14 protein-coding genes are annotated in these 14,077 nt (G+C 62.0%); 8 read left to right on the top strand and 6 right to left on the bottom strand.

What is annotated here, in order from left to right; all coding sequences use genetic code 11:
- Positions 1-86: 86 nt before the first annotated feature.
- The 5 genes from JWQ61_RS20955 to JWQ61_RS20935 all read left to right on the top strand — a co-directional run bounded on the left by JWQ61_RS20955 (position 87) and on the right by JWQ61_RS20935 (position 5,482).
- Complete coding sequence (locus JWQ61_RS20955) at positions 87-2,117, top strand: acetyl/propionyl/methylcrotonyl-CoA carboxylase subunit alpha (protein ID WP_304362217.1); 2,031 nt, start codon at positions 87-89, stop codon at positions 2,115-2,117.
- Between the two features lie 135 nt (positions 2,118-2,252).
- Positions 2,253-3,194: a glyoxylate/hydroxypyruvate reductase A gene (locus JWQ61_RS20950; RefSeq protein WP_304362216.1), complete on the top strand. Its 942-nt coding sequence runs from the start codon at positions 2,253-2,255 to the stop codon at positions 3,192-3,194.
- 11 nt (positions 3,195-3,205) lie between these two features.
- A complete protein-coding gene (locus JWQ61_RS20945) occupies positions 3,206-4,114 on the top strand; it encodes a hydroxymethylglutaryl-CoA lyase (protein ID WP_304362215.1) in 909 nt (302 codons plus the stop codon).
- A gap of 38 nt (positions 4,115-4,152) precedes the next feature.
- Entirely contained in the window at positions 4,153-4,944 is a 792-nt protein-coding gene (locus JWQ61_RS20940) for a basic amino acid ABC transporter substrate-binding protein (RefSeq protein WP_304362214.1), read from the top strand.
- A gap of 55 nt (positions 4,945-4,999) precedes the next feature.
- The gene (locus JWQ61_RS20935) at positions 5,000-5,482 is read left to right on the top strand and encodes a YbaK/EbsC family protein (protein WP_304362213.1); all 483 of its coding nucleotides are present in this window, start codon (positions 5,000-5,002) and stop codon (positions 5,480-5,482) included.
- Positions 5,483-5,521: 39 nt separating this feature from the next.
- Here JWQ61_RS20935 and creD read toward each other — a convergent pair whose 3' ends face one another.
- The 3 genes from creD to creB form a co-directional block, all read right to left on the bottom strand.
- Entirely contained in the window at positions 5,522-6,853 is a 1,332-nt protein-coding gene (creD, locus tag JWQ61_RS20930) for a cell envelope integrity protein CreD (protein ID WP_304362212.1), read from the bottom strand.
- A gap of 125 nt (positions 6,854-6,978) precedes the next feature.
- Positions 6,979-8,418 (bottom strand): two-component system sensor histidine kinase CreC, encoded by a 1,440-nt coding sequence (creC, locus tag JWQ61_RS20925; protein ID WP_304362211.1) that lies wholly within the window; start codon positions 8,416-8,418, stop codon positions 6,979-6,981.
- Positions 8,415-9,131: a two-component system response regulator CreB gene (creB, locus tag JWQ61_RS20920; RefSeq protein ID WP_304362210.1), complete on the bottom strand. Its 717-nt coding sequence runs from the start codon at positions 9,129-9,131 to the stop codon at positions 8,415-8,417. The genes creC and creB overlap by 4 nt, the downstream gene beginning before the upstream one ends.
- 103 nt (positions 9,132-9,234) lie before the next feature.
- Here creB and JWQ61_RS20915 point away from each other — a divergent pair, with 103 nt between their 5' ends.
- From JWQ61_RS20915 to JWQ61_RS20905, 3 genes are all read left to right on the top strand, one after another.
- The gene (locus JWQ61_RS20915) at positions 9,235-9,435 is read left to right on the top strand and encodes a DUF1289 domain-containing protein (protein WP_304362219.1); all 201 of its coding nucleotides are present in this window, start codon (positions 9,235-9,237) and stop codon (positions 9,433-9,435) included.
- The gene (locus JWQ61_RS20910; RefSeq protein WP_304362209.1) at positions 9,432-10,349 is read left to right on the top strand and encodes an MBL fold metallo-hydrolase; all 918 of its coding nucleotides are present in this window, start codon (positions 9,432-9,434) and stop codon (positions 10,347-10,349) included. The genes JWQ61_RS20915 and JWQ61_RS20910 overlap by 4 nt, the downstream gene beginning before the upstream one ends.
- A 133-nt stretch (positions 10,350-10,482) precedes the next feature.
- Positions 10,483-11,442 carry a nitronate monooxygenase family protein gene (locus JWQ61_RS20905; protein ID WP_304362208.1) on the top strand — a complete coding sequence of 320 codons (960 nt, stop codon included), beginning with the start codon at positions 10,483-10,485 and terminating at the stop codon, positions 11,440-11,442.
- Positions 11,443-11,447: 5 nt separating this feature from the next.
- Here the strand turns inward: JWQ61_RS20905 and JWQ61_RS20900 are convergent, their stop codons facing one another.
- The 3 genes from JWQ61_RS20900 to JWQ61_RS20890 all read right to left on the bottom strand — a co-directional run.
- Positions 11,448-12,149 (bottom strand): alpha/beta fold hydrolase, encoded by a 702-nt coding sequence (locus JWQ61_RS20900; RefSeq protein ID WP_304362218.1) that lies wholly within the window; start codon positions 12,147-12,149, stop codon positions 11,448-11,450.
- Positions 12,150-12,178: 29 nt separating this feature from the next.
- On the bottom strand, positions 12,179-12,919 hold the full coding sequence (locus tag JWQ61_RS20895) for an META and DUF4377 domain-containing protein (protein WP_304362207.1): 741 nt from the start codon (positions 12,917-12,919) through the stop codon (positions 12,179-12,181).
- A 60-nt stretch (positions 12,920-12,979) separates the two neighbouring features.
- On the bottom strand, positions 12,980-14,077 hold a 1,098-nt coding region (locus JWQ61_RS20890; protein WP_304362206.1), incomplete at its 5' end, for an MFS transporter.

Raw genomic sequence — 14,077 nt, 5'->3', positions numbered from 1 at the left:
TCGCGTTCATCGACATTCGATGCACGTTGTGAAGTCACCGCCGACAGCAACACCCAACCACAATAAAACCAACAGGGGGAGACCGCATGTTTACCAAGATACTGATTGCCAATCGCGGCGAGATCGCCTGCCGCGTGGCAGCCACCGCGCGTCGCATGGGCATCAAGACCGTGGCCGTGTATTCGGATGCCGATGCCGGCGCCAAGCACGTCGCGGTATGCGACGAGGCGGTGCTGATCGGACCGGCCGCAGCCAAGGAAAGTTACCTGCGCGCAGACAAGATCATCGAGGTAGCCTTGGCTACCGGCGCCCAGGCAATCCATCCCGGCTACGGTTTCCTGTCCGAGAATGCGCAGTTTGCCCAGGCTTGCGCCAAGGCGGGACTGGTATTCATCGGCCCGCCGGCCAGCGCAATTTCGGCGATGGGCTCGAAGTCGGCCGCCAAGGAACTGATGGAAACAGCCCAGGTGCCGCTGGTGCCCGGTTATCACGGCGAAACCCAGGACGCCGATTTCCTGCAGCAGCAGGCCGACAAGATCACCTATCCGGTGCTGCTCAAGGCCAGCGCCGGCGGCGGCGGCAAGGGCATGCGCATCGTCGAGCAAAGCGCCGATTTCAAGGCTGCGCTGGCTTCCTGCAAACGCGAAGCCATCAACAGCTTCGGCGACGACAAGGTGCTGGTCGAGCGCTACCTGACCCGGCCGCGCCATATCGAGATCCAGGTGTTTGCCGATACCCAAGGCGATTGCGTTTACCTGTTCGAACGCGATTGCTCAGTGCAGCGCCGCCACCAGAAAGTGCTGGAAGAAGCGCCGGCGCCGGGCATGACGCCGGAACGCCGGCGCGCCATGGGTGAAGCTGCGGTAGCGGCGGCCAAGGCGGTCGGCTATGTCGGCGCCGGCACCGTCGAGTTCATTGCCAACCAGGACGGTTCTTTCTATTTCATGGAAATGAATACCCGCCTGCAAGTGGAGCATCCGGTGACGGAAATGATTACCGGCCTCGACCTGGTTGAATGGCAGTTGCGGGTAGCTTCAGGCGAACCGCTGCCGCTCAGGCAGGAGCAACTGCAACTCAGCGGCCATGCGCTGGAAGCACGGATCTACGCGGAAAATCCAGACAAGGGCTTCCTGCCGTCGATAGGCACTCTGCGTCATCTGCACACGCCTGCGGCAACTGAATTCGAAGTCAGCCAATCCAGCGCAAGCATAGTGCGCATCGATTCCGGCGTGCGCCAGGGCGACGCCATTTCGCCGTTCTACGATCCGATGATCGCCAAGCTGATCGTCTGGGGCCAGGACCGCCAGCAGGCATTGGCCGCGATGTCGACTGCGCTGGCGCAATACCAGATCGTCGGCCTCGCCAGCAACGTCAAGTTCCTGCAGCGCCTGATTGCCGGCAAAGCCTTCTCCGAAGCGGACCTGGATACCGGCCTGATCGAACGGCATCACGATACGCTGTTCCCCGCCGCGGTCCCGGTGGCGATCGAAGTGCTGGCGCTGGCGGCGGCATCGCTGCTGCTGTCGGAGCACAATGTGGCCAACAACGCAGCTAACAATGCCGGCAGCGACCCATGGACCAGCACCGACGGCTGGCGCCTCAACGGCAGCCTGCAGCGCCGGCTGGCGTTTGTCGACGACGGCAAAGCCAGTCCGCTCGACGTCACCTACGAAACAGGGCGCTGGCTGCTGCGCCATGAACAGTTCGAGGCGCAGACTTTCAGGCAGATGACAGTGCTGCAGCAAGACGGCAACGCCATCGAAATCAGCCTGGGCGACAGAACCGTGGCCGGCACCGTGGTGCGCGAAGGCGAGCAGTTCCACGTATTCTATGCCGGTAGCCACCACCTGCTGGCTTACGTCGACCCGCTGCTGCACGCAGGCGACAGCGAAGCCGAAGGAGGCCGCCTGACAGCCCCAATGCCGGGCAAGATCGTCGCGCTGCTGGTAACGCAAGGCGAACAAGTTAAAAAAGGCGCACCATTACTGATCATGGAAGCGATGAAAATGGAACACACAATCGCCGCCCCGACCGATGGCCTGGTAGAAGAGTTGCTGTACGCAGTGGGTGACCAGGTAAGCGAATCCGCCCAGCTGCTTGTCTTTAAAGCAGCCTAAGTAATCACAGGCATAGTTAAATGGGGTCAGAGTTTTTTTACGATAGCCTCATCGTCGTAAATTACACTCCCCGCGCGGCTCTGACCCCATTTAACGGCCCACGGAGCACAGACTGCAATAGTTTGAGGATAAATAGTGAAACTCCTGTTCTACGTCCCCCCCGGCAGCGGCCTGGAAAGCTGGATGGCCGACTTCAGCACCGCGTTGCCGCAAGCCGACATCCGCTTCTGGCAAGAAGGCGACAATGCCTCCGCCGACTACGCCCTGGTATGGCGCCCGCCCGCAGCCATGCTGCGCGGCCGTAACGACCTGAAAGCCATCTTCAATCTCGGCGCAGGTGTAGACGCCATCCTGCAACTGGGAGAAGCCATCCCCGCCAGCGTCCCGCTGATCCGCATCGACGACGGCGGCATGGCGATCCAGATGGCGGAATACGTGACGCACGCAGTCCTGGGCTATTTCCGCCGCTTCGATAAATACCGCGAGCAAGCCGCACGCGGCGAATGGAAGCAACTGCCGGCCCCCGACAAGCGCGATTTCAGCATCGGCATCCTCGGCCTCGGCGTGCTCGGTTCGCGCATCGCCGAATCGCTGGCGCATTTCGGCTTCCCCCTGAACGGCTGGAGCCGCAGCCCGAAAGATTTGCCGGGCTTGTCTTGTTACGCCGGCGATGAAGGTCTCGATGCCTTCCTGCGCGCATCGCGGGTGCTGGTATGCATCTTGCCTCTGACTGAATCCACGCGCGGCATAGTCAATCGCCAGAATCTGCAGAAACTGCAAAAGGGCAAGGACGGCGCATACCTGGTCAACGTCGCCCGCGGCGGCCACGTGGTCGAAGCCGACCTGCTGGCGGCGGTACGGGAAGGGCAGATCGCAGGGGCGACGCTGGACGTGTTCGAACATGAGCCGCTGGCGCCGGACCATCCATTCTGGCAAGAACCGCGCATCAGCATCACGCCGCATATCTCGGCATTGTCGCTGCACCAGGACACCATCCTGCAGATCCGCGACAAGATCCATGCACTGGAACAGGGCAACAGCGTGAACGGCGTAGTCGACCGCAGCAAAGGTTATTGAGAGGTGATGACATGACATTCCCCAGCAAGGTAAAAATCGTTGAAGTCGGCCCGCGCGACGGCTTGCAAAACGAGAAAGAAACCATCCCGGCCGACGTCAAGATTGCGCTGGTCGACCGGCTCACCAAGGCCGGCTTCGTCAATATCGAGGCCGCTTCCTTCGTCTCGCCGAAATGGGTGCCGCAGATGGCGACATCGAGCGAGGTGATGGCCGCCATCCAGCGCAAGCCGGGCGTCATCTATTCGGCCCTGGTGCCGAATATGAAAGGCCTGGAAGCCGCGCTTGCGGCCGGGGCCGACGAGATGGTGATCTTCGGCGCGGCGTCGGAAGCGTTTTCGCAAAAGAACATCAACTGCTCGATCGCCGAATCGATAGAACGTTTCCGCGAAGTCGCGCAAGTCGCCAAGCAAGAGGGTAAGCGCCTGCGCGGCAGCATCAGCTGCGCTTTCGGTTGTCCGTACCAGGGCGAAGTCGGCATCGATTCGGTGGTCGACGTGCTGCATCGCCTGCGCGACCTCGGCTGCGACGAAATCGATATCGCCGACACCATCGGCGTCGCCACCCCGAACAAGGTCCACGCCGTGATGCAAAGGCTGGTGCAGGAATTCCCGATCGAGCGCCTGTCCGGCCATTTCCACGATACCTACGGCCAGGCGCTGGCGAATATCTACGCCAGCCTGGAAGTCGGCATTTCGATCTACCACTCGTCGGTCGCCGGCCTGGGCGGCTGCCCGTACGCCAAGGGCGCGACCGGCAATGTGTCGTCGGAAGACGTGCTGTACCTGATGCAGGGCCTTGGCATCGAGACCGGCATCGATCTCGATGCGGTGGTCGACGCCGGCCAGTTCATTTCGGCGCACCTGGGCCGCAAGGCGGTCAGCCGGGCCGGTAATGCCATTGCGGCAAAACGCATCGCTTAAGAAATATCGTTAGCTCATCAACAGGAAATGGAAGTTATATGAAACGCACCGTAATCAAGACAGCCTCCCTCATGCTCGCCGTATTGGCCCTGAGCGGATTAAGCGCATGCGGCAAGCATGACGACAAGCCTGCAGCCAGCGCGGAACCGAAAGAATATGTGGTCGGCACCGGTGCTACCTACGCGCCTTTCGAATCCGAGAATGAGAACAAGGAGCTGGTAGGCTTCGATATCGATGTGATGAAAGCGGTCGCGGCAAAAGAAGGCATGAAAGTCAAATTCGTCAATACTCCGTTCGACGGCATTTTCAGCGCGCTGGCGAATGGCGACCGCGACATCATCATGTCCGGCCTGACTATTACCGAGAAGCGCAAGCTGACTGTCGATTTTTCGGATCCGTATTTTGAAGCGGGCCAGGTCATCGTCGTGCCGCTCGATTCGAAAATCCAGAAGATTCCCGATCTCAAGCCGCTGACGGTCGGCGTCCTGCAAGGTTCGACCGGCGATGAAATAATGCAGAAACTGGCGGGCGACAACAATGCCAGCATCAAGCGCTTCGAATCCAGCCCGCTGGCCTTGAAAGAACTGGAAACCGGCGGCGTCAGCGCCGTTATCGCGGACAAGGGCGCGGTGGTGCATTACCTGGCCAACAACCAGACCAAGGGCATCCGGATGGTGACAGACGATAATTTCCCGAAAGAGTTTTTTGGCATTGCGGTGAAGAAGGGCGATACGGTATTGCTGGGAAAAATCAATCAAGGCCTGGCCGCTGTCAAGGCTGACGGGACCTACGATAAACTCCATGCTCAATATTTCGACGCTGCCAAGTAAGCTGCTTGCAGTTACGGCATATGAGCCGAGAAATTTTCAATGAAATGAACATCGAATGAATACACTTCCCGACAGCGCCCAACGCGTGGCCGACCTGCTGGCGGCAATGGGGCATGACAAGCAAGTCGTGATGCTGCCTGAAACCGGCAAGACCTCTGCCGAGGCAGCCGCAGGACTGGGCTGCAGCGTCGCCGAAATCGCCAAGTCGATTGTGTTCCGGCGTTTGCTCGATGATGCCGCCGTGATGGTAGTCGCCAGCGGCAGCAATCGCGTCGATGAAACCAAGGTGGCGGCGCTGGTCGGCCCGCTTGGCAAGGCGGATGCGCGCTTCGTCAAGGACCGCATCGGCTACGCCATCGGCGGCGTTTGCCCTATCGGCCATGTCGGCAAGACGGTGATGCTGATCGATGAGGACTTGCTGGAATTGAACAGCGTTTGGGCCGCGGCGGGGCATCCGCACGCGGTATTCAACCTGACGCCGCAGCAGCTGGTGGCTATGACCGCGGCGCCGGTTGCCGATGTTGCGCTGAGGGCCTGATCGAATCAGATTGACCAGGTCCGGGCGCTACTTAGCTACTTAATTGCTTTGCGCGATTTTCAACGCCGATGTCTGATACCAGTCGATCTTGCGGGTCACGATCATGATGATCGCCAGGATCACGAACAGCATCAGGCTGCCCAGCAGCAGTGCATTGTCTTCCGAAATCAGCAGGCCATACAGCGTGCCGTACAGCAGCGTCAGCATGGCGCCGAAACCGAGGCCGCGGCGGAAGCTGCGCAGGACCTGGGCCAGGTAAAACCCCAGCAGGCCGATACAGGCAGCGCTGGCGACCAGGTAGGCGATCCAGAAAGCGATGTGCTCGGACAGGCTGACCAGCAGCAGGAAGAATATCGCCAGTCCCAGGCCGACCAGCAGGTACTGGATCGGATGGATCGGCAGTTGCTTGATCGTTTCGAAAATGAAGAAACCGACAAAGGTCAGCAGAACGAACAGCAGGCCGTATTTGGTCGCGCGATCCGCCTGGGAATAAATATTCACCGGTTCCGCCAGCTGGATCTGCAGGCTTTCCATTGCCGTTTTGCTGTCTTTGCTGTTGCGCAGTTCGCGTTGCGCATTGGAGGCCAGCGATGACACTTCCCAGACAGCGTGGAAACCCTTTTCGGAGATATTGCGGACGCGCGGTAAAAAGCTGCCGCCGAACTGCGGATGCGGCCAGCTGGATGTCAGCTCGATGCGGTTGTTGTCGCCAACCGGCGTGACGGCCAGGCTTTCGGTGCCCGCCAGGGTGAGGTCGAGTGAAAAATCCAGGCCGTCGCTTCCGGCCAGGCTGGTTGGCGGCAAGGCGGCATGCATGCCTTTGCCGAAACTGCCGGCGCCTTGTTCCAGCATCAGCTGCTGGGTCCCGGTTTTGATTGACGGTGAACCGATCAGGCCGCGCACATCGCTGATGCCGATTGCCAGGTAGGGCGGCAGCAAGGTTATCTTGTCGGAAACCAGTTGTTCGGCCGATGGCAACTGATAGTCGATGCGGCCGCCGAAATGGCCTTGCAGCTCATACACGAGTACCTTGTGCAAGCCGCGATAGCGTTCAGTCGGCAGCAGCTTGCCCTGCATCTGCAGGTCTTTCGGGAAAAACAGATATTCCCGGTCCTCGATCCGGCTGCTGTAGGTTTTTTTCCCATTGCCATCCTGGCCGGTCAGCTCGTCGATCTTGATTTTGTATGGCACCACCAGGATCGGCCCGGTGACGGTCTGATTGCCGGCATAACTGGCGGCAATCGACGCCACCGCCTCCAGGCGATAGCGCAGCCGATCCTGCACGGTGTCGCGGATCAGGCCAAGCGGGATCAGAATCAGCAAGGTCAGGCAGGTAATGGCGAGCAATTTGAATATCAGGGGGCGGTTCATGGTCTCTCTCGGTCTGGGCAAAGTGACAAAGCGTCACGGTAAATCCCAGTGTAAGAAGAGTATGTGAATCGATGACGGCGGCTGTGTGGCGTCAATCGGAGCCGATTGTGAAGCGAGCGTGAAGTCTAGGCCGGCTCAAGCGGCAGCATCAGCCGTGCCTCGGCGCCGCCCGTGCTGCGGTTGCGCAAGGTAATCTGGCCATGATGGAGTTGCGCTACCTGCTGCACGAAGCAGAGCCCGAGGCCTGTGCTTTTCTCATTGCTGGCGGGACGCGGCAGCGAATAAAAGCGCTCGAATACGCGCTCTAGCGCGTAGTCCGGGATGCCGGGACCGTTATCCGCGACCACGAGCGTGACGACGCCGGCGACGCCGGTGTCGGCTTGTATCGTGATCGCGCTGCCGGGCGGCGAAAAATCGATGGCGTTCTCAAGCAGGTTGAGCAGGGCCTGGCGCAGCAGGAATACCTCGCCGCGGATTTGCGGAAGCTCAGGCGCATTGGCGACCTGCACCGTCACCTTGGCCTGCTGCAGGCGAGGCTCCAGCAGCGCAATGACTTCCGCCAGCAATTGCCCGAGATCGACGGCGACGATGTTTTCCAGCGCCTGCCGGTGTTCGATCGCTGCCAATGCCAGCATCTTTTCGATCAGTTCCGACAGCCGCTGCGACTGGCCGCGGATGTTGTGGGCAAAACGGCGTTGCTCGGCCGCGGGCAGGTCTTCATCCAGCAGCTCGGCCGCGCCGCGGATCGCCGCCAACGGACTTTTCATTTCATGCGTCAGGCTATGGATATAGTGCTCGACGTATTGCTTGCCTTCCAGTCTCTGCCGCATCGACTCCAGCGCCCGCCCCAGTTCGACGATTTCACTGGCGCCCTTGGTGGGCGGCTGCGCCCGTTCGCCGGCGGTGACGGCGCGGGCGTAGCGCTGCAGCGCGCCCAGCGAGCGGCTGATCCACAAGGTCACGGCCAGTCCGACCGCCAGCGACAGCACCAGCAATAAGGCGCCCCAGCGCAGGATGGTCCTTTCGCTTTGGGAAATCGCGGGCTGCAAGGTGTTGTTGGGTTTGGCGACGGTCAGTACGCCTATCATCTTGCCGTTGTCGATGATGGGTGCGGCCACGTGCATGACAGTGCTGCGTTCATCGCTGTCGACATCGCGCGTCGAGCGCACGCCGTAATTGCCTTGCAGGGTCAGGTAGACGTCGTTGCGGCGCGAGTAGTCCTGGCCGACCGCGCGCCCGGTCGAGTCGAACTGCACGATGCCTTTCAGGTCGGTGACGTAGATGCGGTAATCCAGCGTGGTCTTGCGGAAGCTCCAGATTTTTGCATTGATGTCGCGATGGGCGTATTCGCGCACCCGGCTGGCGAAATTGCCGTCGGCGATGCGATTCTGTTTCATGTCGTCGGCCGCCAGCTCGGCCAGGATATTGGCGGTGTCGACCAGCGTATCTTCCATCGCCTGCCGCACTGCCGGTTTCACTTCCGCCAGGAATACGCGCTGGATAAATACGCCGGCCAGGCCGACGATCAGGAAATAACCAAGCAGGACGCGGATGCCGAGTTTCACGTCGGCGCCTGCTTGCCGTTCGGCGCCAGTTCTATCGAATAACCGAGGCCGCGATGGGTGTGGATGGGATCGGCAGCCGGCGCAACGGCTTTCAGCTTGATGCGCAGGGTCTTGACATGGGTGTCGACGGTGCGGTCGGTGCTGTCCGGAGCGTCATGCCAGATCGAATCCATCAACTGGTGGCGGGTGAAGATGCCGCCCGGCCGGCTCAGCAGCATGTTCAGCAGCAGGTACTCGTAGCGCGTCAGCTGCAAAGCCTGGCCGGCGTAGCGGATGCGCATGCCGGCCTGGTCCAGCTCGAATTCGCCCAGCACGGTTGGTGGCGATGCGCTTGCATCGGTAGCCGGCGTTTGGTTCAAGCGCCGCAGCACGACCCGGATGCGGGCCGCCAGTTCGCGCGGCGAGAAAGGTTTTACCATGTAGTCGTCGGCGCCGATTTCGAGGCCGATCAGGCGGTCGATCTCGCTGCCGCGCGCGGTCAGGAAAATCACCGGCAGCGAAGAAAACTTGCGCAGCTCGCGGCAGACGTCGAAACCGCTCATGTCCGGCAGGCCGACGTCCAGCACCGCCAGGTCGAATTGCCCGCTGCGCGCCTGTTGCAGGGCGGCGCTGCCGAGCAGGCAGTGCTGCACCTGGAAGCCTTCGCTGCTGAGCGCATAGATCACCGTGTCGGCAATCGCGCTTTCGTCTTCAGCCAGTAGAATATTGAGCATGCAGGTGGTCGCCATGGAGAGCAGTAGTGTCGCGTATTATAGGAATAAGCGGCAGACAACCAACAGGATATTTCGAGACAGCGTGGAAAACAAGCAAATCAAGCTGGCCGACAGTGTCGACAGTCGGGCCGACCAGGATTACAGCGCATCGCCCTGCATCAATGTATGCGTGATGAACGCAGCCAGCGGCCTGTGCGATGGCTGCCTGCGCACGCTGGATGAAATTGCCGCATGGAGCTGCGCCAGCGATGAACAGAAGCGCAGCATCTGGCAACTGATCGCGCAACGCCGGGAGCTGGCATGACGCCCTTGCAATTGCCGCCGACCATGCGCGTGCTGGAGCGCGGCTGGCTGTCCTCCAACAATATCCTGTTCTTGGGCCGTGAACAGACGGCGCTGGTCGACAGCGGCTACCTGAGCCATGCGGCGCAAACCGTGGCGCTGGTGGCGCACGGCTTGCAGGGGCGGCCGCTGGACCGTTTGCTGAACACCCACCTGCATTCCGACCATTGCGGCGGCAACGCCGTCTTGCAACAGGCATACGGCTGCCACACCGCGATTCCGGCGGCGCAAGCCGAACAGGTGCGCGCATGGGACGAGGATGCGCTGAGCTACAGCGGCACCGGCCAGCAATGCGCGCGGTTCGGTTTCGACGCCACCCTGCAAGCCGGCGACCTGCTGACGCTGGGCGACCTGGAGTGGCAGGTGCTGGCAGCGGCCGGCCATGATCCGCATTCCCTGATTTTTTATTGCCAGGAGGAAGGCATTTTGATTTCCGCCGACGCCTTGTGGGAAAACGGCTTCGGCGTGATTTTTCCGGAGCTGGACGGCGAATCGGGTTTTGCCGAAGAGCGGGCGACGCTGGAACTGATCGCCACCCTGGATGTGCGACTGGTGATTCCCGGCCATGGCGGTCCGTTCAGCGGCGTCGCCGCAGCGCTCGATACGGCGTTCTCGCGCCTTGATTACCTCGCCGCCGATCCGCGGCGCAACGCGCAGAACGCCATCAAGGTGCTGCTGAAATTCCTGCTGCTGGAACGGCAACGGATCAAATTGACCGAAGTGCAGCAAATATTGACCGGCCTGCCGCTGGTGGCGGTCGCCAACCAGCGTCACCTGCAGCTCAGCGAGGCCGACCTGAGCGCATGGACAGTGACGCAGCTGGTGCGCGCCGGGGCTGCCGAAATACGCGACGGTTTCTTGTGCAATCGACATTAAACCGGCCTTGGACCTGCGGCGAACAGCCAAGGCCAGCGCGGGTTTTAGAGGACAAAATCTAGCACGATCGTACTTTTTATTGGTGTTTTCTCCCTATAATCAAAACTCTTGATATCCACTACCAGAGGTCGTTATGGCACTGCCAGCTGCGTTGCAAAACCTGAGCCTTCCCGTCATCGGCTCGCCGATGTTCATCGCCAGCGGCCCGGCCCTGGTGGCCGCGCAATGCAAGGCTGGCATCGTCGGCTCGTTCCCGGCCCTGAATGCGCGGCCGGCGGAACTGCTGGATGTCTGGCTGACGGACCTGCAAGCCGAGCTGGCTGCCTACCAGGCGGAACACCCGAATGCAAAAGTGGGGCCGATCGCGGTCAACCAGATCGTCCACCAGTCGAACGACCGCCTGGCGCACGACGTCGCGGTCTGCGTCAAGCACAAGGTGCCTATCATCATCTCCAGCCTGCGCGCGCCGCCGCCGGAAATGATGGATGCGATCCACGGCTACGGCGGCATCGTGCTGCATGACGTGATCTCGATCCGCCATGCGCAAAAGGCGCTGGAAGCCGGCGTCGACGGCCTGATCCTGGTGGCGGCCGGCGCCGGCGGCCATGCCGGACCGCTGTCGCCGTTTGCGCTGGTGGGCGAAGTGCGTAAATTTTTCAAGGGAACGATCGCCTTGTCGGGCGCTATCGCCACCGGCGATGCGATCCTCGCGGCGCAGGCGATGGGAGCCGACTTTGCCTACATCGGTTCGCGCTGGCTGGCGACCAAGGAAGCCCATGTCGACGACGCTTATCGCCAGGCGATCGTGGAATCGACCGCGGCCGATGTGGTGTACACCAACCTGTTCACCGGCGTGCACGGCAATTACCTGAAGAAATCCATCGTCAATGCCGGCCTCGATCCGGACAACCTGCCCGAGGCTGATAAATCGAAGATGAATTTCGGTTCGGGCGGCACCGGCGCCAAGGCCTGGCGCGATATCTGGGGCGCCGGCCAAGGCGTCGGCCTGATGGACGACGTGCCCAGCGTGGCGCAGATGGTCGATCGTCTGCAGACCGAATACCAGGCCGCCCGCAAGCGCCTGGCGTTGTAATCGCCTTACATTGACGCTTCTATCGGCGTCAGCCAGTCGGACAGGATCTGCAGCAGCTGCGCCGGCTTTTCCAGCGGCGTCATGTGGCCGCAGTCTTCGATCAGCACCATGGCGGCGCCGGGAATCTGCGCCGCCATCTGCTGCGCTTCCGCCAGGCTGCTGAGCTGGTCGTTGCTGCTGGCCACCACCAATGTCGGGCAGCGGATGTTCTGCAGCTCGCTGTAACCGTCGCTGCGCAGCGCCGACAGCTGGCGGATGAAGACTTCCTTGCCGTTGCGCAGGGCCATTGCCTGCAGGCGGTCCAGCAGCACCTTGTCATGCGCACGGTCAGGATGCAGCGACGACGCCAGCGCGCGGCTGGTCAATCCCTTGAACGGCACTTGCCGGGCGAGTTCCAGCTGCACCTTGTTGCCGGCGATTTCGCGCGGATCCTGCTGGCGTGCCGAGGTATTCAGCAAGGCCAGCGCGATCACCCGTTGCGGCGCTTGTTGCATGATCGCCTGCGCTACATAACCACCCATCGAGAAACCGAACAGGACAAAACGCGGCGGCGCATTTTGCAGGACGCGTGCCGCCATCGCACTGATCGAATCGTCCTGGCCGAGATCGCCGAAATGCAGCTGACCCAGCTGCGCCAGGCCGTCGCGCATGTCGTCCCACAGGGTCTGGTCCAGCATGAAGCCGGGCAGCAGCAACAGCTGCGGCAAACTCTGGTCGTGCGGCGTCGATTGCATCATTATTTCTTGACCACTTCCTGTTCCACCACCATGTCGAGGGTCCATTTGATGGAGCTGGCGTCGGCCGGCGGATTGGCCACCTGTTCTTCCAGGATGCGCAGGCGATAGGCGATGCCGGGTTCAAAATTGAAACCCTGGATGTTGCCGTACCAGAGCTGCCACGGGTCTTCCTTGCGTTCGCGGATCTGCAGGCAAGTGGTGCGCATCACGCCGGCGCTGCACGGCACTTTTTGCGAAGCTACATAGACGAACTTGATTTTTGCCGCGGCGCCCGGTTTTTCGCGCGCATGGAAACTCAGGGTCTGGCCGTCCAGCGTCTTCATCTCCATCTGCTGGCCGGCGATCTTGTATTGATTGACGGCTTGCAGCTTGTCGAGCAAATCGGCTTCGAACTGCATTGCCGGTTCAGGGCAAGCCATGCGCGTGGTCACCGCTTCGACGATCGTCAGCTGGCCCGGTCCGCGCACCGAGTAGGGCGCCGAAAACTGGTTGCAGCCGGCGCGGCCGCTGACCCGTCCCTTGCCTTTCTCCTGGCTGAAATTGAGGATCACCGGCTCGCCGTTGTCGCCGTGCGGCACGGTATGTCCGGTCCAGCCGGTCAGCTCCCAGCGCGATGCCGTTAGCGCAACATCACCGTCAGCTGCGGGCTGGGTGCTGGCGCAGGCAGCCAGGGCAAGGCCGGCGGCGGCGCCTAGCGCCAGGCAGCGGATCAGGGAACGGGGAAACGAGGCAAGCGTCATGTGGACTCCATGTGTGTGGGTTGGCGTACAAGCGCGAGCAACTATTTTAACGTAATGACATCATTCGAGCCACCTAGCGCGGCCGGCAGCCAGCGCTACCGCGAGGCACAGCAGGCCGACCAGCGACAGGGCCGCGGGCAGGCCGAAGCCGTGCGCCAGGAAACCGATGATGGGCGGACCGATCAGGCCGCCGGTGTAACCCATGGTTGTGACGCCGGCCAGCGCGGTCGGGCCGTGACGGCCGGCGGCGCTGAAGATGAAAGGGAAGATGGTGGCGACGCCGACCCCGGTCAGCGCGAAGCCGGCGATGGCCAGCGGGATCTGGCTGGCGACCAGGGCGATCAGCATGCCGAGGCCCGCGATCAGGGCGCCGCCCGCAACCACGCGACGCGCGCCGAAGGCTTCCTTCAGCTTGTCGCCGACCATGCGCGTCAGCAACATCATGCCGGCAAACAAGGCGAACGCCAGCGGCGCCACGCCGTCGCTGGCGAACAGGCGGTCTTTCATGTAGACGCCGCTCCAGTCGGCCACCGAACCTTCGACGATGGCGCCTCCGAAGGCGACTACGCCGAGCGCGATCAGCGGGCCGTGCGGCAGCGCGAAGTGTTTTTTGCCGGCGATGTATTGCGGCCGGTCATTCGGCAGGGCGCGGTAGCACAGGCGCAGCGGAATCAGCGCGCACAGGGCGACCAGGCCGAAATGCAGCAACGGCTTGATTTCCATGCCGGCGATGGCGCTGCCGAGCAAGGCGCCGGACAGCGTGCCGACGCAAAACCAGGCATGCAGCTGCGACATGATCGAGCGCCCCGCGATCTTTTCCGCTTCGGCGCCGAGCGCATTGATCGCCACGTTGAAGCAGCTGGAACAGACGCCCAGGCACAGCATCGCCAGCATCAGCAATGGCAGCGACGGCGCCAGCGCCAGGCAAGGGATGGTGAGCAGCAGCGCCAGGCCGGCGTACCAGCAGGCGCGGCGCGCGCCGTAATGGCCTATCAGCCATGCCGCCAGCGGGAAAGAGCTGACCGCGCCGATGCCGCCGCCCAGCAGGAACAGGCTGAGGCTGGCCGGATCCAGCTGCAGGTGGTCGCGCAGCGCCGGGATGCGCGACACCCAGCTGGCGTAGATCACGCCCAGCAACAGGAACAGCAGCGGCAAGGC

Source organism: Collimonas fungivorans (assembly GCF_028292705.1).
Taxonomy (GTDB): Bacteria; Pseudomonadota; Gammaproteobacteria; order Burkholderiales; family Burkholderiaceae_D; genus Collimonas; species Collimonas fungivorans_B.
Note: the sequence above shows the minus strand (reverse complement) of the source record. Positions and strands in the feature narration are given on the sequence as shown.